The following is a 23,516-nucleotide window of genomic DNA, read 5'->3' as shown; positions in this document are numbered from 1 at the left end:
GCCGCGTGCAATAAGTTTGCCGCAAAGCAACGAACTTCGTGGATTGCGCTCGCGTGCTCGCGACCTTCCCACCATGCTGGAGCCTGGGAGCGATGACGACAACCTCCGACCGCCAGATCACCACCGTGGTCAGCGATTTCCTTGACGCGCAAAAGGATGCGATCGTCGCCCAGTGGGCCGGCTCGTCGTTCTTCCGCTCCGTGGCACAGGATTCCGATCAGGCCGCCGGCGACAGCGCCGAGGTGCTGCGCGGGGTGCGCCGGGCCATCGCCGCCGGTCAGGCGGACAACCCCGGCGCCGACGGGTTCAACGACCTGCGTTCGCTGCTCACCGCGCTCGCCTCGCAGCTGGACGGGAACGAGGGTGTGAGCGCGCGCACCGCCGTCGAGGTGAGCGAGCTCAAGCAGCCCCTGCTGCGGCTGTGGCAGGAGCAGGCGGATGCGGAGTTGCTCACACCCGGCGCGGTGATGCTCGTCGGCGCCGTCGACACGCTCCGCCTGGTGCTCGTCGAGTCGGCGCTCGCGGCGGCCAAGGACACCCTGGCGATCCAGCGGGAACAGCTGTCCGAGCTGTCCACCCCGGTGATCAAGCTGTGGGACGGCGTGCTGGCGATCCCGCTCATCGGCACGCTGGACAGCATGCGCAGCCAGGTCGCCACCGAGAGCCTGCTGCAGGCGATCATGACCCAGCAGGCGAAGGTCGCGATCCTGGACATCACCGGCGTGCCCACGGTCGACACGATGGTGGCCCAGCACCTGCTGAAGACGGCTATGGCGGCGCGGCTGATGGGCGCCGAGTGCGTGATCAGCGGCATCCGCCCGCAGATCGCCAACACGATGGTCCAGCTCGGCATCGACCTCGGCGAGGTCGCCACGCGCGCCCGGCTGGCCGACGCGCTCGCCTACGCCCTCCACCGGCTGGGCCTCCAGGTCGGGTCGTCGCCGGCGGGCCCGGGCGTGCTCTGATGGCGGGCGTCCCCATCGTCAGCCTGAACGGTGTCCTGCTGGTCACGATCCAGGAGGAACTCCTCGACCAGTCGGTGGCCGAGTTCGAGCAGGAACTCACCGAGAAGGTCGTGGAGACCCGCGCCCGGGGCGTGCTCATCGACGTGTCCGTCCTGGACATCATCGACTCGTTCCTGGCCCGCACGCTCCACGACATCGCGGCGATCACGTCCCTGATGGCCGCCCGCACCGTCGTGGTCGGGATGCGGCCGGCCGTGGCGATCACCCTGGTCGAGCTCGGCCTGACCCTGCCCGGCCTGGACACGGCGCTTTCCGTCGAGGAAGGCCTGTCGCTCCTCGCCCCGGGGACGGGGCCTGCGCGGACGGCCCGGCCGTGACACGCGCGGCCTCGACGAGCACGGTCGCCATCCACGACGAGTACGACATCGTGCATGTGCGGCACGCCGCCAGGGAGGCGGCGTCGACCGCCGGGTTCAGCCTGGTCCAGCAGACCAAGCTGGTCACCGCCGCCAGCGAGCTGGCCCGCAACGCCCTGGTCTACGGCGGTGGCGGGCAGGCGGAGATCGTCGTCGAGAACCTCGGCGGCAACCCGACCGTGCGGATGTCGTTCACCGACAAGGGTCCGGGCATCCCGGACATCGACGCGGCGATGGCGGACGGGTTCACCACCGGGTCCGGCCTCGGTCTCGGCCTGGGCGGCGCGAAACGGCTGGCCGACCACTTCCGGATCGAGTCGGAACCGGGCCGCGGGACGATGGTGGAGATCAGCATGTCGGTCCGCAGAATCGCGGGACCGTGACGCGCGACGACCTCGTCGTGACCGAACCGAGTCACGTCGGCCGGGCGCGGGTGATCGCCGCGGCGGCTGCCGCCCGGGCCGGCCTGCCCGTGGACCGGGTCCACCGGGTGTCGCTCGCCGCCACCGAACTGGCCTCCAACCTGCTCAAACACGCCGGCCGGGGCATCGTCAGCGTGGTACCGGGGCTGGGCAGGCTGGACGTCCTGGCGGCCGATGCGGGCCCCGGGATCGGCCGGATCGAGGACAGCATGCGCGACGGTTACTCGACCACCGGCACGCTCGGCGGGGGCCTCGGCGCGGTGCGCCGCGCCGCGGAGGAGTTCGATCTCTACAGCCGGCGTGGCCAGGGCACCGTGGTGCTGGCGCGGTGGCGCGTGACCCCATCCCCGCTGCCGGGCGGGCTGCGGGTGGGCAGCGCGATCCTCACCGCACCGGGCGAAACGGAGTGCGGGGACCGGTGGACGGCGGAAGTCACCGACGCTACCGTCACCATTGCCGTGAGTGACGGACTCGGGCACGGACAGTTAGCAGCCCGGGCCAGTGACGTGGCGATCTCCACTGTCGCCGCGCACACGGAGCTGAGACCGGCTCGTATCCTGGAGCTGATGCAGCCGTCCCTCGCCTCCACTCGCGGCGCGACCGTGGCTGTCGCGCAGCTGACACCGGCGGAGGGGCGCATGCGGTTCTGCGGGGTGGGCAACGTGTCCACCCGGTTCTACGCGGACCCCGACGGGCCCGTGCAGCGCATCGTGTCCCGCCACGGCATCGTCGGCGTCGCCGCCCGGCCCCGGCCCACCGACTCCGCCCACCCGTGGACCGGGCGCAGCTGGCTGATCCTGCACAGCGACGGCATCTCGGACAGGTGGAGCAGCACCGACTGGCCCGGCCTGTTCAACCACGACCCGGCCACGGTCGCCGGGTGGATCCTCGGGCAACGCGGCCGCGGACGGGACGACGCCTGCGTGGTGGTCGTCACCGGAGGTGGCCCGTCATGACCGAAGCCCGCCCCGGCGAGACCACCGAGGAGCTCGTGCGCGAGCTGCGCGAAACCATCGCGCGGCAGGAACGGGAGCTGCGGCTGCACCAGTCGGAACTGGAGCAGACCAACGCCGGCCTGCTCGCCCTGCACGCCGAGGTCGAGCTGCAGCGCCAGCGCTCGGCGTTCCTGGACGAGGTGAGCCGCAGCGTGTCCGCGTCCCTGCGGGGCCGGGAGGTCGTCGACGCCCTGGTCACGCTCATCGAGCGGGAGCAGGTGGCCGACTCCGCCGCGGTGTGGCTGGTGACCACCGAGCCGCGCGCCCTCAAGCGCCTGCCGGGGCCGGACGACGTGCCCGACTCCGAGGTGATGCGCGTGGTCGCCAAGCACCAGCCACACGTCGAGCCGAAGCGGCTGCTGCTGCCGCTGACCGTCGGACCGCACCTGCTGGGCGTACTCGAACTGCACCGCGACACCGAATTCACCGACGAGGACGTCACCTTCCTCACCGCGGTCGCGGCCCGCTCCGCGGTCGGGTTGCGCAACGCCAGCGAGTACGAGCGCGAGCGGGAGCTGGCCGAACGCCTGCAGCACGCGATGCTGCCCACCCTGAGCACGCCCGACGACCTGGAACTGTGCGCGCGGTACCGGCCCGCGGCGACCGGCGTGAACATCGGCGGCGACTGGTTCGACGCGTTCACGCGGGCCGACGGCACGATCGTGCTCACCGTGGGCGACGTCACCGGGCACGGTCTCGACGCCGCCGTGGTGATGGGGAAGCTGCAGAACGCGCTGCGCGCCTACACCGCCGAGGGCCACCGCCCCGCGGAGGCGCTGCGGCTGGCCCACCACCTGCTCCGCGGGCTGGACAGCACGCTGTTCGCCACCGCCGTGGTCGCCGACCTGGAGCTGGCGACCGGCCGGTTGCGGTGGGCCAGCGCCGGGCACCTGCCCATGCTGATCTCCGGGGCCGACGGCATCCGCTTCCTGGAACGACCGAATGCGCCGATGCTCGGCGTGCCGTTCGCGTTCGACATCGCCGAGCACGAGGAGACGATCACGCCGGGCAGCGACCTGCTGCTCTACACCGACGGGCTGGTGGAACGCCGGAGCGAGGTCCTCGACGACGGCCTGGCCCGGTTGACCGGGGCAGTCGGCGGGATCGCCGGGCTCCCCACGGACGAGGCGGGCGACGCCATCCTGTCGGAGATGCTCGGCCGCAACGAGCACGACGACGACGTGTGCCTGCTGCTGTGCCGGTGGTCGGCGCGGCCCGGCCGGGCGGCGCGCCACGGTGCGCGGCACGTCACCGCGTCGCACTGACCGGCTGCACTGACCCGCTGCACGGGCCGGCCGCACCGACCGGTCAGCAACGCACCGCGAACTCGGCCCACACCCACTTGCCGTCGGCCGCGGCCTCATAACCCCAGCTCTCGCTGAGCGCGTCGACGATCACCAGCCCGTTCCCGCGCACCGGGCCGCGCTGGACCGGGCGCGGAGCAGGGACGCGCACGTCCTCGTCCCACACGCGCAGCAGCAGGCGGTCCCCGTTCTGACGCAGCACCACGGTGACTTCGCCGTGCCCGTGCTCGACGGCGTTGGTGACCAGCTCGGACGCGGCCAGCACGATGTCCTCGCGGAGGTCCGCCGGCACCTCCCACGCCTTGAGTGCCGACGTGGTGAACTCCCTGGCCCGCCCGGCCGCGGTGGCCTCCTCCGGCAACCGCGTCACGGCCCGGCGCAACTCGGGTGTCGTGCTGTGCTGCTTGGTCGGTCGGCGCGAGCCGTCGGTCCTCACACTGCCCTCCCGGTCCTCCTGCCAGCGGTCCTTTGCTCGCGGATCACCTGTCCGGGACATTCCCCGCACGGGGCGGGTTAACCACATCCCGCCCCGATCCTCATCCGGCGGGCAGCCCGGTTAGGATCGGCGGACGGTTGAGCCGCCAGCCTGTTGCCGTGGCGGCTTTGCGGATATCGGTGCAGCTTCCCTGTGGTCGCCGATGGCAGGACGCGGTGAGAGACGACAGTAGGAGGTATCTCGGGTGACCACCGAGTTGCGCGTCACGCGACGCCTCGTGGACGGGGCGATCGTCGTTGCCGCCATCGGCGACGTCGACCTGACCAGTGCGCCGGAGCTGGACAAGCAGGTCCAGTCCGCCTGCGCCGAAACCCAGCCACCGGGTCCTGTGGTGGTCGACCTGTCCGGGGTGTCGTTCCTGGGCTCGATCGGGTTGAGCATGCTGGTCAACGCGCAGCAGAAGTGCCAGGAGAAGTCGGTGGAGCTGCGCGTCGTGGCCACTAGTCGCGCGGTGTTGCGCCCGCTGCAGGTGACGCGGCTCGACGAGCAGCTGCACATCACCTCTTCGCTCGAAGAGGCAGTAGCTCCGCCCGCGACCGAAGCGAGCTGATTGCCCGCGGCGGAGGCGGGTACTCGCTGCCGGTGAGCCGATCCGGGGAGCGAGACATGGTCGTGGTGAGCCAGCGGGTGCCCGTCCCGCCCGAGCGAGTGTTCGCCGTCCTTTCCGACGGATGGCTGTACGCGAGCTGGGTCGTCGGCGCGTCGCACATCCGGCAGGTGGACGGCCACTGGCCGCAGACCGGTGCGCGGATCCACCACAGCATCGGGCCCTGGCCCACACAGGTGCAGGACACCAGCTGCGTACTCGCCGTCGAGGACGGCAAACTGCTCGAACTCGAGGCCCGCATGTGGCCGATGGGCGCCGCGAAGATCACCCTCACCCTGATTCCGGACAGCGACGGCGGCACCGAGATCCAGATGGCCGAGAAACTCGTGAAGGGCCCCCTGAGCCTGCTCCCGCAGCCGGTGCAAAACGTCCTGCTCGGCCCCCGCAACACCGAATCCCTGAAACGGCTCGCGGACATCGCGGTACACCGCTAGCACCCAGCAGGTGGCCGGCCGCGGCCGGTTCCAGTGATCTCCCACCAGGCGGGCTAACACAGCCGGCCAACACCCTGACGCGACCGGCAAACACGCCGCCCTCGTCGGCGAACACACCGCCCCAGCTGGCTAACACGCCACCCCACCCGGCGAACACGCCGCCCCACCCGGCCAACACGCCGCCCCACCCGGCGAACACGCCGCCCTAGCCGGCCGACACGCCGCCCCAGCCGGCCAACACGCCACCCCACCCGGCGAACACGCCGCCCCACCCGGCCAACACGCCGCCCCACCCGGCGAACACGCCGCCCTAGCCGGCCGACACGCCGCCCCAGCCGGCCAACACGCCACCCCACCCGGCGAACACGCCGCGCCAGTCGGCCAACACGCCGACGCGACCGGCCAACACGCCGCGCCACCCGGCGAACACGCCGACGCGGGCGGCAGGAGGTCAGGAGTAGATCGCCCGCTGGGCGGTGCGAATCGTGGCTCCGTAGAGTCCGCCTGCCAGTCCGTTGCGGGCCAGGGCGGCGCGGGCGGCGTTGGCTCCGCAGGCGCCGTGCACGGCGCCTCCCGGGTGCGCCGATGCGCTCGCCAGGTACAGCCGGTCCACGGGCGTGTCCGCGCGCGCCAGCCCGGGCACCGGACGGAACACGAACTGCTGGTGGATCGCGGCCGTCCCGGCGTTGATGGCGCCCTCGGCGAGGCTCGGGTTGTGGGCCTCCAGGTCCTCCGGCCCCTGTACGCACCGGGCCTGGACCAAGCTCGTGAACCCGGGCGCCCGCTGCTCGACGACCTCCTGCATGCGGTCCGCGTACTCGTCCAGCTTGCCCTTGTCCCACCGGTCACCCCGCGGGACATGGGTGTACGCCCACACCGATTCCGTCCCCTCCGGCGAGCGGGACGGGTCGGCCGTCGTCATCTGGCCGAGCAGCAGGAACGGCCGCTCCGGCACCTGCTTGCACGTCAGCGCGGCCCCGAACGCGGTCAGGCCGTCCAGATCCGCGTCCAGGTGCACCACGCCGGCCCGCCGGGCCTCCTCCGCGGTCCACGGGATCTTCCCGGACAACGCCCAGTCGACCTTGATCGTCGCGTTGTCCCACTGGAACCGGTCGAGGTCGGCCACGAACCGCGACGGCAGGTGCTCCTCGCCGACCAGCTCCCGGTACAACGCGGGCGCCGGCACGTCCGCCAGCACCGCCCGCCGCGCCCGCACCAGTTCACCGTGCTCGTCCCGGACCCCCATCGCGCGGCCACCCGCGACCAGGACGTTCCGCACCGCCCGGTTGCACTCGACCCGGCCGCCGCGGTCGGCGAGGCGGCGGACCAGCGCCGTGGTGATCCGCTCGGCGCCGCCCTCCGGCACCGGGAACCCGACGTCCTGCCCCGCCATCGCGAGCAGCCACCCGAACACGCCACTGCCGGCGTTGTCCGGGCCGAGGTCGGTGTGCAGGGCGTTGCCGGCGAGCAACAACCGCGCGCCCTCGCCGTCGAAGAGCTCCTCCCCCAGGCGCCGCACCGGCAGGGTCACCATCCGGGCCAGCCGCAGCGTGTCGGCGACCCCGATCCGCCGCACCAGCTTCGTCGCCGAACGCACCGGCGGGAACGGCCGCAACACCGATTCCAGCAGGTCGTGGCGCACCCGCTGCCACTGGTCGAACGCGTCTCGCCAGGCGCCGGCGTCCCGGGCGTCGAAACCGGCCACCGACGCGGCCGTCTCGTCGACGTCGCGCGACAGCGCCACGCACCGGTCGTCCTGCCGGACGTGCGCGAGCACCAGCGGCGCGTGCCGCCACACCAGCCCGTAGGAGTCCAGCCCGAGTTCCCGCAGCACCGGGGACGCGTAGCCGAGCGGGTAGAACGCGCTGCACAGGTCGCTGAGAAACCCGGGGGCGGTGATCTCCGCGCTGCGCACCGCACCACCGGGCTCCGGCTCGGCCTCCAGCACCAGCACGCTCCAGCCCGCGTCGGCGAGCACGTTCGCGGCCACCAGCCCGTTCTGCCCAGCTCCCACGACGACCGCGTCGACGGTTTCGGTCACGACGCCCCTCCCTAGGCCTGTGTCTGGCGGCTGGGCCGCCCGAGCCTGATCCCAGCCAACCGCGACAGCCACGGTTCCGCACCTTCCGGGGCGAGCGGCCCGCTCGCGGTGCCGGCGCCGTCGCGGATCCCGGCGACCAGCTCCGCCATCGCCTCCTGCGAGTCGTAGCGGGGCTGCCAGTCCAGGTGGGCGTGCGCACGGGTGGTGTCCATCAGCGGCGCCTGGTCGGCCAGCGCCAGCCAGCCGGGGTGCATCGGCTGCAGACCGAGCCGCCACGTCGGCAACGCGGCGCCGGTGACCAGCCGCCGCGGCACCGGGACCCGGAACCCGCCGAACAGCTCGGCGAGGTCGTGCACGCCCAGCACGGGTTCGGAGGCGAGGTTGAACGCGCCCTCCGCGCGGCGTTCCAGCATGAGGCAGATGGCCTCGGCCACGTCGTCGGAGTGCACCACCTGCGCGCGCAGGCCGTTCCACAGCGGCACCGGCAGCCACCGGTTGCCGATCAGACCGGCCGGCAGCAGCGGGCTGAGCGTCCAGCGCGTGAGCTGCGAACCCGCGTCGTACTGGGCCACCGCGCACGGCCGGAACACCGCGACCCGGGTGTCCGGGCGCTGCCGCGCGAACACCTCGACGAGCCGTTCCAGCCGGGCCTTGTCCCGGCTGTAGGCGCTGCCCGGTACGCCGGTGCGCGGCCAGTCCTCGTCGATCCGGGTCCAGCGCGGCGCCGGGGTGTAGGCGGCGACGGAGGACGCGCACACCAGGTGCGGCACCCCGGCTGCGGCGACGGCGGCCAGGACCTCCTGGGAGCCGTCGATGTTGGTCCGGTGGCGGGGCGGCTCGTCGGAGCCGGGATGGATCGCCCAGGCCAGGTGGACCACGGCGTCCGCGCCCGCGAAGACCTTGGGCAGGACGTCCGGGGCGTCGTCGGAGTCCAGGTCGCAGGCGACCCAGCCGGCGGTGTCGTAGGGCGGGCCGTCCGGCACGCGCCGCGCCAGCCCGACGATCTGCCAGTCCGCCCGGCGTGCCGCGGCGCGCAGCAGGGCGGTCCCGATGTTCCCGGACGCGCCGGTGACCACGACCTTCATGCCCCTCGTGTTCCACCCGGCGCGGCCGGCTAACCCCGCGGTGGCGACTCGCTGCACGGTGACGCACCGGAGTGGCCGGGCGGACGCCGAGCCGCGTGTCAGTGGGTCACCGGGCGACACACCGCGCCCTGGTGCTCCAGTCGTCCACAGAGGACTAGGAGCCGGAGCCGGGTTCGGCCATCCGGCGGTGCACGGCCGCCTTGACCGGGTCGGGCACGGCACGTGCGGCCGCGGCCTGCACCTTGTTCCGCGCCGATGCGGCGACCACCTTGTCCTTGCCGGCCATCATCGCGGCGAACCCCTGCTCGGCGACGTCCGCCGGATCGTCCTTGGGACCGCGCGCGATCTTCGTGTCCGTCATCCCGGCCCGCTCGAAGAACGCGGTGTCGGTCGGGCCGGGCATCAGCACGGTGACCGTGACACCGCTGTCCTTCAGCTCGTCCCGCAGCGCTTCGGCGAACGAGGCCAGGAACGCCTTCGTCGCGTTGTAGACGGCCTGGAACGGGCCGGGGGTCATCGCCGCGAGCGAGGACGTGAACAGCACCCGCCCGGCGGCCTGCTCGACCATGGCCGGCAGCAGCCGCCGGGTCAGGTGCACGGCCGAGGTGACGTTGAGGTGGATCACGGTCAGCTCGTCCCGCAGCGATCCGTCGACGAACGCGCCTCCGACCCCGACGCCGGCGTTGACCGCGAGCGCGGCGACCGGCCGGTTCACCGAGGCCAGCGCGGCGACCAGGTTCTCCACGCCGTCGTAGCCGGCGAGATCACCCCGCACGGCCAGCACCCGGGCCCCGAGATCGGTCAGTTCGCGCCGCGCGTCGTCGAGTTCCGCGTTCTCCGCGGCGATCACCAGGTCGTGGCCGTGCCGGGCGAACTGCTTGGCCAGCTCCCGCCCGATCCCGGTGGAGGCACCGGTGACGACCGCGAGGGGTTTGGTCTGCGCACTGGTCATGGCGCCGGTTACCCCCGGCGCGGGCGGCCCACTCCGCCCGCGCGGTCGGCTACCGTGGCACGCAGAGCTTCCACCGGACCCGGGAGGACCGACCGTGACCGAGGCCTGGCACCGCCCGTTGCGGCACATCAAGGGCAGCGAACTGACTGGCGACACGGCGCAGACCAGTGGGATGCGGCGGCTGGAAGCGGTGTCGGGCAGGACGGCGGGCTCGGCGAAGGTGTGGATGGGCGAGACGCACGTCGGCCCGCACACCAGTTCCGGTGACCACCACCACGGCGAGGCCGAGACCGCGATCTACGTGAAGTCCGGGCACCCGGTGTTCGTTTTCGCCGACGGTGACGAGGAGATCCGGCTGGAGACGGAGCCGGGCGACTACATCTTCGTGCCGCCGTGGGTGCCGCACCGCGAGGAGAACCCGGGTGCGGAGGACGCGGTGGTCGTCATCGCCCGCAGCAGCCAGGAGGGGATCGTGGTCAACCTGCCCAGCCTGTGGACTCCGGTGGAGAAGCCGGATTCCTGATCCGGACCGGCTCGGCGCCGCTTCTCCCGGGCTCCGGTCGGCCGCCGTCCCGGGCCACGTATGATTCCGCCAGCGTCAAGCAGCCGGCGCCCAGTACCGTCCGCGGGGCGGACGGGACCACACAGGCGAAAGGCTTGACGATGAACGACTTCTCGCGTATATCCGTGCATCCGCGCCCGTCCGCGCCGGCCGTGATCCGGTTCTGATCCGCCTGGGATCCCGGACCGTCCAGACCTCGCGAGCACCCGCCGACCGCGGTCCGGCGGTGTGCCAGGCAGCGCACACGCGGAGAGAAACCGACACATGACCAGACCCGGGCGGCCGGAGCCACTGGCCAGACTCGACGACGTCACACTCGCACTGGAGAACCTGCGCGACGGTATCGACGAAGAGGAACCGCTCGACGCGGTGCTCCAGCGGCTCGCCGAAACCGCGGTGAACGCGATCGCCGACGCCGACGCCGTCAGTGTCACCGTGCTCGACGAGACCGGCCCGCGCACCGCGGCGATCACCCACGACCAGCTGATCGGCATCGACCTGGCCCAGTACGCGGCGGGCGACGGACCGTGCCTGCGGGCCGTGCGGACGCGCGAACCGGTGCGGGCAGTGTCCAAACCGGACGATGGGGCGTGGCCGGAGTTCGCCGCCGCCGCCCAGGACTCCGGTGTGCTGGCGTTCCTCGCGGTCCCGTTGCTGCTGGGCAGCGGCACGCGGGACGGCGACGAGCTCGTGGGGTCGCTGAACCTGTACAGCGGGGTCGACGGCGCGTTCGACCCGTTCGACCAGCAGCTGATGCGGTTGTTCACCGGCGCCGCCTCCGCGGCGATCCGGAACGCGCGGCGCTGGTACCACGCGCGCCAGCAGATCCGGCACCTGGAGAACGCGCTGACCTCGCGGGCGGAGATCGACCAGGCGAAAGGGGTGCTGATGGCGGTGCACGGCATCAGCGCGAGCGAGGCGTTCGACCGGCTGGTGGAGCAGTCACAGCGGCAGAACGTCAAGCTCCGCCAGGTCGCGCTCGGCCTGCTGGATTCGGTGCGCTCCCGGTGAGCTCGTCACGGCGCATCGCGACCCGCGGCCACCGGTCCAGGCCCCGGGCCGCCTCCGCCGCGCGGATCCGCCGCAGCCCCGGCGTGAGCGCGGCCGGGTCCAGCCGGACGAAGCCGCACCGCTCGTAGTACGGGGCGTTCCAGGGCACCTCGGCGAACGTGGTCAGCGTCAGCGCGGGGAACCCGGCCCGCGCGGCCTCCTCGATCAACACGCGGCCGATCCCGCGCCGCGCCCAGGACGCGTGCACCGACACCTGCTCGATGTGCAGGCTCCCGTCCACGGGCACGGCGACCAGGTAGGCCACCGGTTCCGGCTCGCCGGCCACCCACGCGTACGGGTAACGGGCCAGGTCCTCGGGGGTGGGCAGCACGTCGTCGGCGATCTCGGGCATGCCGATGCCGCGAAAGCACTCCCCCGCCGAGCGTTCGATCTCCGGCAGGCGTGTGAGGTCTGCCGCCGTCGGTTTGCGGATCCGCATGGGTTCCAGTGTGGCGGGTACCGCTTGATCGATGACACGGGTTTTGTCTCCCTGGTACTGGTTCCGGCGGGCGCTGCGGTTTCCCGGCCGGGAGCGCGAGGCCGTGGTGCAGGCGCTGAAGATGGCGCTGGCCGCGGTCCTCGCGTGGCTGCTCGCGCGCGTGGTGATCCCGTCGCCGCAGTCGTTCATCGCGCCCTACACCGCGGTCTTCCTGATGACCGAGACCGTGTACCGATCGCTGACCAACGCGCTGCAGCAGGCCGGCGCGATCCTGATCGGCCTGGTGATCGCCTACGTCTCGGCGCACCTGATCCCGCTGCCGGTGCTGGCGCTGGCGGCCGCGGTGCTGGTCGGCATGCTGGTGGGCCAGTGGCACCGGTTCGGCAGCAGTGGTATCTGGGTGGGGGTCACGGCCCTGCTGATGATCTCCTACGGTACCGCGGGCAACTTCGTCTACCTGGTGGAACGGCTCGCGGAGAGCCTGCTCGGCGCGGCCGTCGGGGTCGCGGTGAACACGGTGGTCCTGCCCCCGGTCCACCTGCGGCACGCGCGGGACGCGGTGAGCGTGCTGGCCGGGGAAGTGCGCGACCTGGTGCAGTCGATCGCCGACGACCTGCGCGGCGACTGGGACTCCGACACGGCCGAGCGCTGGCTGCGGCACGCGCGCCGGCTCGACTCGACCGTGGTGCGCGCGGACGACGCGCTGAGCTGGGGGCGGGAGAGCGTGCGGTTCAACATCCGCTGGCTGGTGCACCACCGCCGCGGTCGCAGCCCGCTGCCGTCGTCGTTCGAATCACCGCTCAGCGTCCTGGAAGAGGTCACCGAACAGGTCAAGCGGATCACCGAGGCGCTGGTGGCGGCCGCCGGGCAGGACGAGGCCGATCCGGAGTTCACCACCGGGTACGCGGGACTGCTGGACGGGCTGGCCGGGGCGGTCGCGTGCCTGGACCAGGCCGAGGACCGGCTCGCCGACCTGCCGGCCCGCCTGGACGAGGTCGCCGAGCGGCGCCGCGAGCTGGACCGCCGGATCCGGGTGGATCAGGTCACCACCGTGATGCGGCAGGCCCAGGACGCCGCGCTGCTCGCGGTGGACCGCTCGACGCGCGTCCTGGAGACGGCCGCCCCGCGCTGACCGCGGGTCAGCGGCCGGCGATCAGTTCCTCCAGCTCGCCCAGCACGTCGTCGACGGAGACGGTGGCCACGAACGAGTCGTCGTGTGCGCAGCGCGGCAGGTCCTCGCGGGTGCAGTCGATCCCGCAGACCGGGCAGTGCGACATCCACGAGATCAGCACGCGGTGCCGCGCCCGGCCGAGCGGGCCGGCGTTCACCACGTTGCCCATCCAGTACACGCTGACCGTCGGGGCGCCCACTGCCGCCGCCAGGTGCCGGGGCCCGCTGTCGTTGCCCGCGAACGCCGAGCACCGGTCGAGCACGCCGATCAGCGCGGACATGGTCAGCGACGTCAGCGGCCGCACCGGTTCCCCGGCCATGCCCGCGACCCGCTCGACCAGGTCACGCTCGTCCGGTGCCCCGATCACGACCACCCCGCGGCCGCTGGACGCCTGTTTCGCCGCCACCTCGGCGAACCGCTCCGCCGGCCACCGCCGGCGCGGGTCGCCGGCCCCGGGGTGCACCACGACCAGCGGGTCGGGCAGTCCGGCCAGCACCTCGGCCGCCGCCGCGCGGTCGGCGCCGGTCACCGCGATCGACGGCTCCAGCTCCACCGGCCGCGCCCCAGCCAGCCCGACCACTTCCAGCGCCCGCAGCACCTCGTGCTGGTAGTACCGGAACGGCAGCCACCGGTCCGCCTCCGCCGCATCCGGCGTGCGAGCCCCGACCAGGTACCGCGGCTCCAGCCGGCGCAGGAACGGGTTGGAGTTCCGGCCGCCGCCGTGCAGCTGCACGGCCAGGTCGACCGGCTTGAGCGCGTCGAACCACGCCTGCTGCTCGGCCTCGTCGAACGGCTTCCCGGCGGGTTCGTGCACGTTCGGGTACGGCGGCAGCGGCCGCACCTCGGTCACCGGGGACGGGCGCCCGGCGAACAGCTCGCGGTGCAGTTCCGTGCCCAGCAGCACGATCTCCGCGTCCGGGTAGGTACCACGCAGCGCGGCCATCGCCGGCACCGCGAACAACAGGTCCCCGAGCCCGCCACCCCGCAGCACGGCGATCCTGCGCACGTCCGGCCAGCTTGCTTCGATCGGGCCGACCGACGGCCCTGCCTCCGAGTTCACCACGCGCAGGAGGTGCCCGTTTCCGCAGGCAGCAAACGGAAATGTTTCGCCGCCCAAGATCCGGCTACTGGTGGAGCAGAAGGAGAGGTGGAGGTGGACATGGCAGGCGAGACCAAGGACGTGGCCCCCATCACGCCGGACCTCGTCCGGCTGCTGTCGGAGACCGCGCCCACAGTCGTGGTGCTCGGCGACGCGATCCTGGACGTGTGGCTGTCCGGCCACTGCGAACGCATCTGCCGGGAGGCGCCGGCACCGGTCGTCGACGTGGGGGCACGGACCACCTCGCCGGGCGGCGCGGCGAACACCGCGGCCAACCTGGCCGCGCTGGGTGCGCGGGTCCGGTTCGTCAGCGTGGTGGGCGACGACGAACCCGGCCGCGAACTGGCCGGACTGCTCGACGCGCACGGCGTCGACACGGAGAACCTGCTCACCGCCCCGTCGCGGCGCAGCATGAGCAAGCAGCGGGTCGTCGCGGACGACCAGGTGCTGCTGCGCTTCGACGAGGGCGACCGCGCGGACCTGCCCGCGGTGCAGACGAACCGCCTCGCCACGGCCCTGGAGAAGGCTCTCGCCGGCGCGGACGCCCTGATGGTGTGCGACTACGGCAACGGCCTGCTGGGCACCCCGCTGCGGGACGCGGTGGCGCGGCTCCGGCCGGACATCCCGCTGCTGGTCGTGGACGCACACGACTTCGAACACTGGCAGCAGGTCCGGCCCGACCTGGTCACGCCGAACGCGGCCGAGGCCGCGAGCCTGCTCGGCGCCGAGCTGCCGGAAGCCGGTGAGGAGCGGGCGCGGTTGTTCGAGGACGAACGGCGGACGTTGCTGGACAAGACCGGCGCCGCGGCCGCGGTCGTGACCATGGACCGGCACGGCGCGATGCTGCTGACCGGTGAAGGCCGCGGCTACCGCACCTGGGCCGATCCCGCGCCGGAGAGCCAGGCCAGCGGTGCCGGTGACACCTTCGCGGCCGCGCTGGTGCTGACGCGCGCCGCGGGTCTGCCCACCACCAGCTGCATCGAGCTGGCGCAGGCGGCGGCGAACGTGGTGGTGCACAAGGACGGCACGGCGATCTGCACGCCGGCCGAGCTGTCGCTGGCGCTGAGCCGGGAACGCGAGGCGGCGGTGCCCGCCGGGGAGCTGGCCCGCGCGGTCGCCGCGCACCGCCAGGCCGGGCGGCGGGTGGTGTTCACCAACGGCTGCTTCGACGTGCTGCACCGCGGGCACATCACCTACCTCAACGAGGCCAAACGGCTCGGCGACGTGCTGGTCGTCGCGGTCAACTCCGACGACAGCGTCCGGCGGCTCAAGGGCCCGGACCGTCCGGTGAACACCGCCCAGGATCGCGCGGCCGTGCTGTCCGCGCTCAGCTGCGTCGACCACGTGGCCGTGTTCGAGGAGGACACGCCGATCGAGATGCTTGAGCTGCTCCAGCCCCAGCTGTACGTCAAGGGCGGCGACTACACGGAGAACATGCTGCCCGAGGCGCCGACGGTGCGGTCCTACGGTGGCGAGGTCCGGGTGCTCGGCTACGTCGCCGACCACTCGACCACCTCGGTCATCGAGAAGATCCGCACCTCCGCACCGGTCGGGGAGGGCGCGTGAGCGTCGACGTCCTCATCCCGACGTGCGAGCGCCCGGCCGAGCTGGCGGTGACGTTGTCCGGGCTGGCCGCGCAGGACTTCCCGGACTTCACGGTGCGGGTGGCCGACCAGTCCGACGGGGCCGCCTCCTACGACTCGCCTCCCGCGCAGGCGATGGTCCGGGTGCTGCGGCACCGCGGGCACCCGGTCCACCTCGGCCGGAACCTGCCCCGCCGCGGCCTGGCGCAGCAGCGGTCGCACCTGCTGGAACAGTCGGGCGCGGACCACGTGCTCTTCCTCGACGACGACGTGTGGCTCGAGCCCGGCGCGATCAGCCGCCTGCATTCGGCGATCACCGAACTGGGCTGCGGGATGGTCGGCAACGCGGTCACCGGCCTGTCTTATGTGGACGACCGGCGGCCGCACGAGCTGGAACCCTACGAGGAGTGGGAGGGCCGGCCGGAGCCGGAGCAGGTCATGCCGGGCACCCGCGAGTGGCAGCGCTGGACGCTGCACAACGCGGCCAACCCGACGCACCTGTCCGAACACGTACGCAACCGTCCGAAGTGGACCCCGTACAAGGTCGCCTGGATCGGCGGGTGCGTGATGTTCGACCGCGAGGCACTGGTGAACGCCGGCGGGTTCGACTTCTGGCGCGAGCTGCCGGTGGAGCACTGCGGCGAGGACGTGCTGGCCCAGATGAAGGTCGCGGCCAAATACGGTGCCGCCGGCATCCTGCCCACCGGCGCGGTGCACCTGGAGTCACCCACTACCGTGGTGAACCGGGACACCGAAGCCTACGACGTCGTCACCCCCTGAGGATCATGATCGAGCCCGTATCCCAGCAGCGCCTCCGGCTCCGGGACGAGTTCCTGAGCCAGGCGGCAGCGGAGATGTTCAAGTTCGACGAGCGGCTGCGCGGCCTCGACCTGGAGGTGCGCTTCGACCGCGGCGTGGCGCACCTGACCGGCGAGGTCGCCGCGCCCGCCCAGCTGGACACCGCACGCGAGCTGATCGGGCGGCTGGACGGGGTGTTCGGCGTGTGGGACCGGGTGCGGGTCGGCGGCCGCGAGCCGCTGATCCTGGACCTGGGCTGCGGCGGGCAGAAGCAGTACCCGGGCAACCTGGGCGTGGACCTGATGACCACCGGGGAGGTGGACGTGGTGGCGGACCTGTCCGGGCCGCTGCCGTTCGCCGACTCGTGCGCGGACCGGGTGTTCCTGGTGCACATCCTGGAGCACCTGATCGACTTCCTGCCGCTGGTGGACGAGGTGCACCGGGTGCTGCGGCCGGACGGCGCCGCCTTCGTGCTGTCGCCGTGGTGGCGCTACGTGAACGCGGTGGCCGACCCCACGCACGTGCGGCTGCTGGACGTCCAGACGATCAAGGGCATCTGCCGCCGTCCCGGCTCGTCGCGGACCTGGTACCCGCTGCACGCGGGCTGTGACGGGGCGAGCATCTTCGCCGAGCTGCGCCCGCTCAAGGACGGACCGCACCCGGATGCGGGACACCTGGCCCGGTTCTTCGACTGAGCGGTCCGGCTCGTGCGGCGGCCGTCAGCGGTACGGATCGGTGATCTCACACAGCTTCGCCAGCGTCTCCCGCAGCTGCGCCATCCGGCGCGTGCCCACGTGCTTCTCCCACTCGGCCTCGATGCGCGCGATCTCGGCGTCCGCGAAGGGAGCCGCCTCGCGGGCCTTGTCCGTGGCGTGGACCAGGCGCGCCCGGCCGTCCCGCGGATCCGGCATGCGCGAAACGTAGCCCGCCTTCTCCAGCTGGTCGACCAGGAACCCGGCGGTCTGCTTGGTCACCTGCGCCGCCTCCGCCAGCTCCGTCAGGCGGCTGCCACCCGGGTTCAGCCGCTGCAGCAACCGCGCCTGCGCCAGCGTGAGCTCGAACCCGGCGGCGCGGACGGCGTTCATCACCCGGTTCTCCAGGTGCCGGTACGGGATGTACAGCAGCAGGCCGGTGTTCACGCGCACTCCTTGACGATAGTCAGAGAATCTGATTAAACTAGTCAGACAATCTTACCACTTTCGGGCGAGGTTCTGATGGACCACAACGACAAGTGGCTGGCGATCGACGCGGAACGCGCGCGCCTGGCCGACCTCTTCGCGACTCTCACCGACGTCGAGCGGGCCGCCCCGTCGCTGTGCGACGGCTGGACGATCCACGACGTCGCCACGCACGTGGCACTGGCGCCCTACGTCCGGTTCGGCACCGTCCTGAAGGCGGCGGTCAAGGCGCGCGGGAGCTTCAACCGCATGGTCCACGACCTGACCAAGCGCGAGGCGGCCCGGCGCTCCGCAGCCGAGGTGACGGCCATGTTGCGGGACGCGGCCGGCCTGCGCCGCCTGGCGCCCCGGCAGACCCTCGACAACGCACTGATGGACGTGCACGTCCACGCGCAGGACATCGCGATGCCGCTCGGCCGCCGGCTGGTGATGCCGGCCGAGGCGGCGGTCGCGTCCGCGGACCACCTGTGGGAGATCGGTTTTCCCTTCCACGCCCGCAAACGGCTCGCCGGCCACCGTCTCATCGCGACGGACGCCGACTGGGCCGCGGGATCGGGCGCGGAGATCCGCGGCCCGATCCAGGCACTGGTCATGCTGCTCGCCGGCCGCACCGCGACCATCCCCCAGCTGACCGGGATCTAGGCGGTGCGGTTCTCCCGGGCGCGCTCGACCGCGGTGAGCGCCCAGCCGAGCGCGATCATGCCCACGCCCAGCGCCAGGTGCAGCCAGTTGTCGGCGCTGTTCAGCGGGACGAAGTTCGCGGCACTGTCCTGGTCGATGGCCAGTCCGTAGATCCACAGCAGCAGGTAGACGAACCCGCCCAGCACGAGGTAGGCGCGGGCGGGACCCGGGGAGCGGGACAGCACCAGGCCGACCACGCCGTACACCAGGTGCACGATGTTGTGCAGCACGGACACGGCGAAGACCCCGAGCAGCATGGCACCCGAGTGGTGGCCGGCGAAGCTGAGCTCGCCGTAGTGGCTGGTGATGCCGGGGATGAACCCGAGGATGCCGACCAGCAGGAAGACCGCGGCGACCACGGCTGCGGCGATCTGCACCGGCCTGCGGACCCCGGTGGAGGTTGCGGAACGAGCGGACATGGCTACTCCTCAGGGACGAATAGGCCCCGGGTAGCCCCGCCGGGCGCGCCGAAACCCGGCCGGGACACCGGCGGAAGTACCACGTCCGGGTGCCGTCAGCGAGCCGAGCCGCTCAGGGCGTGCGCGGCCGCCAGCGCCTCCGCGGTCTCGCGGGCCATCCGCCGGACGTCGAAGTCGCGTTCGGCCTTGGCGCGTGCCGCGGCGGCGAGCTTGCGCCGGAGCGCGCCGTCCGTGCTCACCCGGTCCAGCGCCTCGGCGAGCGCGGCCGGCTCACCGGGCGGGACGATCATCGCGGCGCCGGCCAGCTCCTCGACCGTCTCGCCGACCGCGGTGGTCACGCACGGCAGCCCGTGCGCCATCGCCTCCAGCAGCGCCGGCGACAAGGCGTCCCGCCGGGACGGCAGGCAGACCACGTCCAGCTCCCGCAGGAAAGCGCTCACCTCCGGCACCCGCCCGGCGAACCGGACCGGCAGCCCGCGCGCCCGTTCCGCCAGGTCCCGTCCGTCGCCCGCGACCAGGACCCGCACCTCGCGCCCGCGGCGCCGCAGGGTCGCCACCGCGGGCAGCAGGTCCAGACCGGTCACCCCGCCGATCGCGCCGATGACGACCGGTGTGCGGTCCGGGTGCGCCACGGGCTCGGGCGGGATCTCCACGCCCGGCGGGATGCGGGTCACCCGCTCCGCGGGAACGCCCAGCTCCCGCAGCCTGGCTTCGACGATCCGCGACGGCGCGAGGGCACCGGCCAGCAGGCGGTAGCAGTCCCACACCGCGCCGGAGACCGGCGCACCACCGGTGCGGTGCAGCGTCGCGACGGTGGGCGCGACCGCCTCCGCGGCCTGCATCGCGGCCAGGTTCATCCCGGCGTCGGCCAGGTTGACGAGGACCACGTCCGGCGCCAGCGCGCGCAGCGCGTTCTCGATCTGCGGCGCCCACACCGCCCGCACCGCCGGGGCCACGATCTGCACCGGCAGCCGTTCGGCGAACGCACCGGCCAGGTTCTCGCCCACGACGAGGCTCGGCACGACCCAGGCCGGCAAGAACCGCAACAGCCGCCGGACGTAGGTCTCCGCACCTCCGAACGCCTCGTTGTCCACCACCAGTGCCACGTTCAGGCGTTCCATCGCCACCTCACGTAGTCGGCAAATCGGACACGTTCTACCCGTTCCGGGATCACCCGACACCTAACCGTCCGGTCAGCACCCTGACCGATCGGTTAGACTCGTCCACATGGAGCATGTGACGTGTTGTGTGGTGGGCGGGGGCCCGGCCGGGGTGATGCTCAGCGTCCTGCTGGCCAGGGCCGGAGTCAAGGTGGCCGTTCTGGAGAAGCACCAGGACTTCCTGCGCGACTTCCGCGGGGACACGGTCCACCCGTCCACCCTGCGCCTGCTGGACGAACTGGGCCTCGGTGACCGGTTCGCGGCGCTCCCGCACCGGAAACTGGAGCAGATGCGGATGCGGATCGGCGACGAGACCGTGGTCGCCGCGGACTTCGGCCGCCTGCGGGGCCGGCACAAGTACATCGCGATGGTGCCGCAGTGGGATTTCCTCAACCTGCTGGCCGGGTCGGAAAAGCTGGATCTGCGCATGAGCACCGAGGTCACCGGCCTGCGCCGCATCGGCGGCCGGGTGACGGGCGTGACCTACCGCGACGAGAACGGCACGGGTGAGCTGACCGCCGACCTGGTGGTCGCGTGCGACGGGCGGGATTCCGTCGTGCGCCGGGCGGCGGGCCTGAAACCGCAGGAGTTCCCGATGCCGATGGACGTGTGGCAGGTCCGGGTTCCGGCACCGTCGCACGCCGAGCGCGACGGGCGCGTGTTCGGTGTGTTCACCCGGGGCCAGGCCGCGGTGACGATGGACCGCGGCGACTACCACCAGACCTCGTACCTGATCCGCAAGGGCGAGGACGCCGCACTGCGGACGCGGGACGTCGAATGGTTCCGCCAGCAGCTCGCGGAGCTGTTCGGCTGGGACCGCGAGGTGCTGGCCGCCATCCGCTCGTGGGACGACGTGAAACTGCTGGAGACCTCGATGGGACGGCTGCCGCGCTGGTACACCGACGGCCTGCTGTGCCTGGGCGACGCCGCGCACACCATGTCACCGGTGGGCGGCGTCGGGGTCAACCTGGCGGTGCAGGACGCCGTGGCGGCCGCCCGGATCCTGGCCGGCCCGCTGTCCGCCGGCGCCGTGTCCACATCAGACCTCGCGAAGGTCCAAAAGCGACGCGAGTTCCCGATGCGCGTGGCCCAGCGGTCCCAGCTCGGCGAGCACGAGATGCTGCTGCGGCCGGCACTCGACGGCACCCTGGCCGGCGTGCCCGGTCCATTTCGGATGGTGCAGCGCTTCCCGGCGCTCGCCGGGGTCACCGCCTACGTCGGCGGGATCGGCGTGCGGCCGGAGCACGCACCCGCCTTCGCGCGGCGCTAGGTTCCGTTCCCGTGGCGGAGCCGCTGGCAACCGGCACCGCCGCGCTCACCGGTTTCCCGGTCCGCCCTAGGTGATCGCGGCGAGGACGAAGCGTTCCAGCTCGCCGGCCGCGGCATCGAGGTCCAGCTCCGGGTGCGAGAGCCAGTGCGCGACCACCCCGTCGATCGCACCGCCGATGGCCAGCGCGACCGCCTGCGTGTCGAACGCACGCAGTTCCCCGGCGCGCTGGCCGTCGGCGAGCAGCGCGGCCAGCGCCTGCCAGCGGTCACCCGCGTCGTGCGACCCGGGGGTGCGGAGCTTCGTACCGCCCGCGTCGTCGAGGAGCACCTCGGTGATGAGCCGGACGTCCCGGCGGTGCGCCGACTGGTACTCGACCATCGCCCGCACGTACGCGGTCACCGCGGACCGCGCGTCCGGCTGCTGCTCGACCCGTTCCCGGACGTAGTCGCCGAACTGCTGGAACACCTGCTCCAGCGCCGCCTGCGCGAGGTTGTCCTTGGACGAGAAGTGGTACAGCACGGCGGCCTTGGAGATCCCGGCGCGCTCGGCGATCGCCGACAGTGACGTGCCGCGGTAGCCCTTGCTCGAAATGAGTTCGATGGTGCACTCGATGATTTGTTCCCGGCGGGCACGCTCGGTGAAAGTCATCGGCCGGGTCATACCCCGATCCTAGAGGTTGCCCCCACTGCGGCCGGGTATCCGCCCGGAATGCTGAGTTCGATCCTGCGGGGCGCGGCCGCCGGGGCCGCCGGGGCCACCGCCCTCAACGCCATCACCTACGTCGACATGGCCGTCCGCGGCCGTCCGGCCAGCTCGACGCCGGAGCAGACGGTCGAGAAGGTCGCGCACGCCCTCGGCACCGAGGTGCCCGGCGACGACAAGCAGAAGCAGGCCAGGGAAAGCGGCATCGGTGCGCTGCTGGGACTGCTCACCGGCACCGCGGTGGGCGCCGCCTACGGCGCGGCGCACGGGGCCGGCTGGCGGCCGGGTGTGCTCACCGGCGGCCTCGCCGCCACCGGTGCCGCCCTGGTCGGCGCGAACGCTCCGATGACCATCCTGGGCATCACCGACCCGCGCCGCTGGAGCGCCGCCGACTGGGTCAGCGACCTGGTCCCGCACGTGGCCTACGGGTTCGTCACCGCGGCCACCTTCGCCACGACCGTGCGCAACCGGCGCCGCTGACCAACACGCCGGGGTGAGGTGTGGACGCAACGCCCGGCGGGTATCCGGGCGGCAAGTTCGAGCTGGGAGGAACGGCCATGGGCAGGCACCGCATCGACGACGCGGGCAGGGACCCGAAGTGGGGAGGTCCGGCCCTCCTGTCCCGCGGCCGGCACGAGGCCGGGGCGCGGCACGCGCGGCCCGAGGACGAGCAGCTCGCGCAGCCCCTGGAAGGCGCTCTCAGCGGCGAGGTCCTCGCTGTCCCGTGACGCCCACCGGGCGCCGCCCATTCGGGTTGATTGGTCCGAATCGTTATCGGGTACTGCTCCGGCCGTGAGACCAGAGGTGGTCGTGGTCGGGCAGATCGCCCGTGACCTCGTCCTGCGGGTCGCTGACGCCCCGGGGGCCGGTGAGTCGGCCCGGGTGCACTCGCGGGAGGAGATCCTCGGCGGCAAGGGCGCGAACCAGGCGGTCGGCGTTGCCCAGCTGGGCATTCCGGTCGCGCTGCTGTCGGTGGCCGGCGATGACCGCGCCGGGCACGACCTGCTCGCCCACGCCGCCGCCGACGGCATCGACGTGTCCCACTCGGTCATCCGCGCGGGCACCCGGTCGGCGCTGATCGTCGACATCGTGGACGACCACGGCCAGTGGCGCTACCTCGAAGACATCCCGGACACCGTCCTCGTCACCGAATCCGATGTGCTCGCGGCCACCGGCCTGCTGCGCGCCGCGTCCTCGGTCATCCTCCAGCTGCAGCAACCCGCGCGGACCACGATGGCCGCCGCCCGGATCGCCCGCGAGGGCGGAGCGCGGATCGTGCTCGACGGCGTACGCAGCCGGGCCGGCTACGCGGGAGACGCGCTGATCGCAACCCTGACCTGCGCTTTCTCGCGCGGTCAGGACCTGCGCACCGCCGCCGCCGCAGCGGTCGCGGCAGCGTCGGGCACCACCGGACACGCCGGCGGCCGTCCCCGGCTGAACCCCGGCATCCTCGAGTCGCGGAAGCAACCATGACCCTCAGCCAGCCCCGACCGGCATCCCGGATCATCATCGCCCCGGAGCGCGCGGCACCGCCCGTACCGTGCGAGGAATGCGGTTACTCCGCCCTGCGGATCGCCAAGCTCGTCGACGAAACCGGCGAGCCACTGGCGACCCTGCTGGTGTGTACCAACTGCCGCACGCACACGCCGTTGCCCGAGATGCCCGCGCCGCGGAACCCCTGACGCCA

General features: G+C 72.7%; 29 protein-coding genes. 19 read left to right on the top strand and 10 right to left on the bottom strand.

Annotation, left to right across the window (positions count from 1 at the left end):
- Nucleotides 1–92 precede the first annotated feature (92 nt).
- From FHX46_RS07005 to FHX46_RS06985, 5 genes are read left to right on the top strand one after another with little or no spacing between them, the layout of a single operon-like run.
- Nucleotides 93–965, top strand: a complete 873-nt coding sequence (locus FHX46_RS07005; RefSeq protein ID WP_167111722.1) for an STAS domain-containing protein — start codon at nt 93–95, stop codon at nt 963–965.
- Nucleotides 965–1,342 (top strand): STAS domain-containing protein, encoded by a 378-nt coding sequence (locus FHX46_RS07000; protein WP_167111720.1) that lies wholly within the window; start codon nt 965–967, stop codon nt 1,340–1,342. The genes FHX46_RS07005 and FHX46_RS07000 overlap by 1 nt, the downstream gene beginning before the upstream one ends.
- Complete coding sequence (locus FHX46_RS06995) at nt 1,339–1,764, top strand: anti-sigma regulatory factor (RefSeq protein ID WP_167111718.1); 426 nt, start codon at nt 1,339–1,341, stop codon at nt 1,762–1,764. Before FHX46_RS07000 ends, FHX46_RS06995 begins: the two co-directional genes overlap by 4 nt.
- Nucleotides 1,761–2,759: an ATP-binding protein gene (locus FHX46_RS06990; RefSeq protein WP_167111716.1), complete on the top strand. Its 999-nt coding sequence runs from the start codon at nt 1,761–1,763 to the stop codon at nt 2,757–2,759. The genes FHX46_RS06995 and FHX46_RS06990 overlap by 4 nt, the downstream gene beginning before the upstream one ends.
- Entirely contained in the window at nt 2,756–4,063 is a 1,308-nt protein-coding gene (locus FHX46_RS06985) for a PP2C family protein-serine/threonine phosphatase (protein WP_167111713.1), read from the top strand. The genes FHX46_RS06990 and FHX46_RS06985 overlap by 4 nt, the downstream gene beginning before the upstream one ends.
- 43 nt (nt 4,064–4,106) lie before the next feature.
- Here the strand turns inward: FHX46_RS06985 and FHX46_RS06980 are convergent, their stop codons facing one another.
- On the bottom strand, nt 4,107–4,538 hold the full coding sequence (locus FHX46_RS06980; RefSeq protein ID WP_167111711.1) for an ATP-binding protein: 432 nt from the start codon (nt 4,536–4,538) through the stop codon (nt 4,107–4,109).
- Between the two features lie 244 nt (nt 4,539–4,782).
- Here FHX46_RS06980 and FHX46_RS06975 point away from each other — a divergent pair, with 244 nt between their 5' ends.
- Both FHX46_RS06975 and FHX46_RS06970 read left to right on the top strand, forming a co-directional pair.
- Nucleotides 4,783–5,148, top strand: a complete 366-nt coding sequence (locus FHX46_RS06975) for an STAS domain-containing protein (RefSeq protein ID WP_167111709.1) — start codon at nt 4,783–4,785, stop codon at nt 5,146–5,148.
- 56 nt (nt 5,149–5,204) lie between these two features.
- Nucleotides 5,205–5,639 carry an SRPBCC family protein gene (locus tag FHX46_RS06970; RefSeq protein ID WP_167111707.1) on the top strand — a complete coding sequence of 145 codons (435 nt, stop codon included), beginning with the start codon at nt 5,205–5,207 and terminating at the stop codon, nt 5,637–5,639.
- A gap of 451 nt (nt 5,640–6,090) precedes the next feature.
- Here the strand turns inward: FHX46_RS06970 and FHX46_RS06965 are convergent, their stop codons facing one another.
- The 3 genes from FHX46_RS06965 to FHX46_RS06955 form a co-directional block, all read right to left on the bottom strand.
- Complete coding sequence (locus FHX46_RS06965; RefSeq protein ID WP_167111705.1) at nt 6,091–7,680, bottom strand: phytoene desaturase family protein; 1,590 nt, start codon at nt 7,678–7,680, stop codon at nt 6,091–6,093.
- Between the two features lie 11 nt (nt 7,681–7,691).
- On the bottom strand, nt 7,692–8,765 hold the full coding sequence (locus FHX46_RS06960; RefSeq protein ID WP_167111703.1) for an NAD-dependent epimerase/dehydratase family protein: 1,074 nt from the start codon (nt 8,763–8,765) through the stop codon (nt 7,692–7,694).
- Nucleotides 8,766–8,919: 154 nt separating this feature from the next.
- Nucleotides 8,920–9,717 (bottom strand): SDR family NAD(P)-dependent oxidoreductase, encoded by a 798-nt coding sequence (locus FHX46_RS06955; RefSeq protein ID WP_167111701.1) that lies wholly within the window; start codon nt 9,715–9,717, stop codon nt 8,920–8,922.
- Nucleotides 9,718–9,811: 94 nt separating this feature from the next.
- Between FHX46_RS06955 and FHX46_RS06950 the strand changes: the two genes are divergently transcribed.
- Nucleotides 9,812–10,240 (top strand): cupin domain-containing protein, encoded by a 429-nt coding sequence (locus tag FHX46_RS06950; RefSeq protein WP_167111699.1) that lies wholly within the window; start codon nt 9,812–9,814, stop codon nt 10,238–10,240.
- Between the two features lie 303 nt (nt 10,241–10,543).
- A complete protein-coding gene (locus tag FHX46_RS06945; protein ID WP_167111697.1) occupies nt 10,544–11,290 on the top strand; it encodes an ANTAR domain-containing response regulator in 747 nt (248 codons plus the stop codon).
- On the opposite strand, the gene FHX46_RS06940 is transcribed toward FHX46_RS06945, so the two are convergent.
- Nucleotides 11,238–11,768 (bottom strand): GNAT family N-acetyltransferase, encoded by a 531-nt coding sequence (locus FHX46_RS06940; protein WP_167111695.1) that lies wholly within the window; start codon nt 11,766–11,768, stop codon nt 11,238–11,240. The genes FHX46_RS06945 and FHX46_RS06940 overlap by 53 nt on opposite strands.
- A gap of 31 nt (nt 11,769–11,799) precedes the next feature.
- Between FHX46_RS06940 and FHX46_RS06935 the strand changes: the two genes are divergently transcribed.
- On the top strand, nt 11,800–12,900 hold the full coding sequence (locus FHX46_RS06935) for an FUSC family protein (protein WP_167111693.1): 1,101 nt from the start codon (nt 11,800–11,802) through the stop codon (nt 12,898–12,900).
- Between the two features lie 7 nt (nt 12,901–12,907).
- On the opposite strand, the gene FHX46_RS06930 is transcribed toward FHX46_RS06935, so the two are convergent.
- Nucleotides 12,908–13,945 carry a glycosyltransferase family 9 protein gene (locus FHX46_RS06930; protein WP_313886052.1) on the bottom strand — a complete coding sequence of 346 codons (1,038 nt, stop codon included), beginning with the start codon at nt 13,943–13,945 and terminating at the stop codon, nt 12,908–12,910.
- Nucleotides 13,946–14,098: 153 nt separating this feature from the next.
- On the opposite strand from FHX46_RS06930, the gene rfaE2 reads away from it, so the two are divergent.
- Genes rfaE2 through FHX46_RS06915 form a run of 3 tightly spaced genes read left to right on the top strand, consistent with a single transcriptional unit; the run spans nt 14,099 to nt 17,114 of the window.
- Nucleotides 14,099–15,604: a D-glycero-beta-D-manno-heptose 1-phosphate adenylyltransferase gene (rfaE2, locus tag FHX46_RS06925; protein ID WP_208400035.1), complete on the top strand. Its 1,506-nt coding sequence runs from the start codon at nt 14,099–14,101 to the stop codon at nt 15,602–15,604.
- Nucleotides 15,601–16,401 (top strand): glycosyltransferase family 2 protein, encoded by an 801-nt coding sequence (locus FHX46_RS06920; RefSeq protein WP_167111687.1) that lies wholly within the window; start codon nt 15,601–15,603, stop codon nt 16,399–16,401. The genes rfaE2 and FHX46_RS06920 overlap by 4 nt, the downstream gene beginning before the upstream one ends.
- Before the next feature lie 5 nt (nt 16,402–16,406).
- Nucleotides 16,407–17,114 (top strand): methyltransferase domain-containing protein, encoded by a 708-nt coding sequence (locus FHX46_RS06915; protein WP_167111685.1) that lies wholly within the window; start codon nt 16,407–16,409, stop codon nt 17,112–17,114.
- Between the two features lie 24 nt (nt 17,115–17,138).
- Here the strand turns inward: FHX46_RS06915 and FHX46_RS06910 are convergent, their stop codons facing one another.
- Nucleotides 17,139–17,558 (bottom strand): MarR family winged helix-turn-helix transcriptional regulator, encoded by a 420-nt coding sequence (locus FHX46_RS06910; protein WP_167111683.1) that lies wholly within the window; start codon nt 17,556–17,558, stop codon nt 17,139–17,141.
- 75 nt (nt 17,559–17,633) lie between these two features.
- Between FHX46_RS06910 and FHX46_RS06905 the strand changes: the two genes are divergently transcribed.
- On the top strand, nt 17,634–18,239 hold the full coding sequence (locus tag FHX46_RS06905) for a maleylpyruvate isomerase family mycothiol-dependent enzyme (RefSeq protein WP_167111681.1): 606 nt from the start codon (nt 17,634–17,636) through the stop codon (nt 18,237–18,239).
- On the opposite strand, the gene FHX46_RS06900 is transcribed toward FHX46_RS06905, so the two are convergent.
- Complete coding sequence (locus FHX46_RS06900) at nt 18,236–18,697, bottom strand: DUF4383 domain-containing protein (RefSeq protein ID WP_167111679.1); 462 nt, start codon at nt 18,695–18,697, stop codon at nt 18,236–18,238. The two genes, FHX46_RS06905 and FHX46_RS06900, sit on opposite strands and share 4 nt — an antisense overlap.
- Before the next feature lie 95 nt (nt 18,698–18,792).
- The gene (locus FHX46_RS06895; protein ID WP_167111677.1) at nt 18,793–19,818 is read right to left on the bottom strand and encodes a glycosyltransferase family 4 protein; all 1,026 of its coding nucleotides are present in this window, start codon (nt 19,816–19,818) and stop codon (nt 18,793–18,795) included.
- A 106-nt stretch (nt 19,819–19,924) separates the two neighbouring features.
- Here FHX46_RS06895 and FHX46_RS06890 point away from each other — a divergent pair, with 106 nt between their 5' ends.
- Nucleotides 19,925–21,127 carry an FAD-dependent oxidoreductase gene (locus tag FHX46_RS06890; RefSeq protein ID WP_167111675.1) on the top strand — a complete coding sequence of 401 codons (1,203 nt, stop codon included), beginning with the start codon at nt 19,925–19,927 and terminating at the stop codon, nt 21,125–21,127.
- A 66-nt stretch (nt 21,128–21,193) separates the two neighbouring features.
- Here FHX46_RS06890 and FHX46_RS06885 read toward each other — a convergent pair whose 3' ends face one another.
- On the bottom strand, nt 21,194–21,787 hold the full coding sequence (locus tag FHX46_RS06885) for a TetR/AcrR family transcriptional regulator (RefSeq protein ID WP_167111673.1): 594 nt from the start codon (nt 21,785–21,787) through the stop codon (nt 21,194–21,196).
- A gap of 48 nt (nt 21,788–21,835) precedes the next feature.
- On the opposite strand from FHX46_RS06885, the gene FHX46_RS06880 reads away from it, so the two are divergent.
- The 4 genes from FHX46_RS06880 (at nt 21,836) to FHX46_RS06865 (ending at nt 23,511) form a co-directional block, all read left to right on the top strand.
- Nucleotides 21,836–22,309 carry a hypothetical protein gene (locus tag FHX46_RS06880; protein ID WP_167111671.1) on the top strand — a complete coding sequence of 158 codons (474 nt, stop codon included), beginning with the start codon at nt 21,836–21,838 and terminating at the stop codon, nt 22,307–22,309.
- A gap of 20 nt (nt 22,310–22,329) precedes the next feature.
- The gene (locus FHX46_RS06875; RefSeq protein ID WP_167109605.1) at nt 22,330–22,557 is read left to right on the top strand and encodes a hypothetical protein; all 228 of its coding nucleotides are present in this window, start codon (nt 22,330–22,332) and stop codon (nt 22,555–22,557) included.
- Nucleotides 22,558–22,621: 64 nt separating this feature from the next.
- Nucleotides 22,622–23,302 (top strand): PfkB family carbohydrate kinase, encoded by a 681-nt coding sequence (locus tag FHX46_RS06870; protein WP_313886051.1) that lies wholly within the window; start codon nt 22,622–22,624, stop codon nt 23,300–23,302.
- A complete protein-coding gene (locus tag FHX46_RS06865) occupies nt 23,299–23,511 on the top strand; it encodes a hypothetical protein (protein ID WP_167111669.1) in 213 nt (70 codons plus the stop codon). The genes FHX46_RS06870 and FHX46_RS06865 overlap by 4 nt, the downstream gene beginning before the upstream one ends.
- The last annotated feature ends 5 nt before the right edge of the window (nt 23,512–23,516 follow it).

The organism is Amycolatopsis viridis, assembly GCF_011758765.1.
GTDB classification, from domain to species: Bacteria; Actinomycetota; Actinomycetes; order Mycobacteriales; family Pseudonocardiaceae; genus Amycolatopsis_E; species Amycolatopsis_E viridis.
The sequence above is the reverse complement of the archived record's forward strand: the minus strand, read 5'-3'. Positions and strand labels throughout refer to the sequence as shown.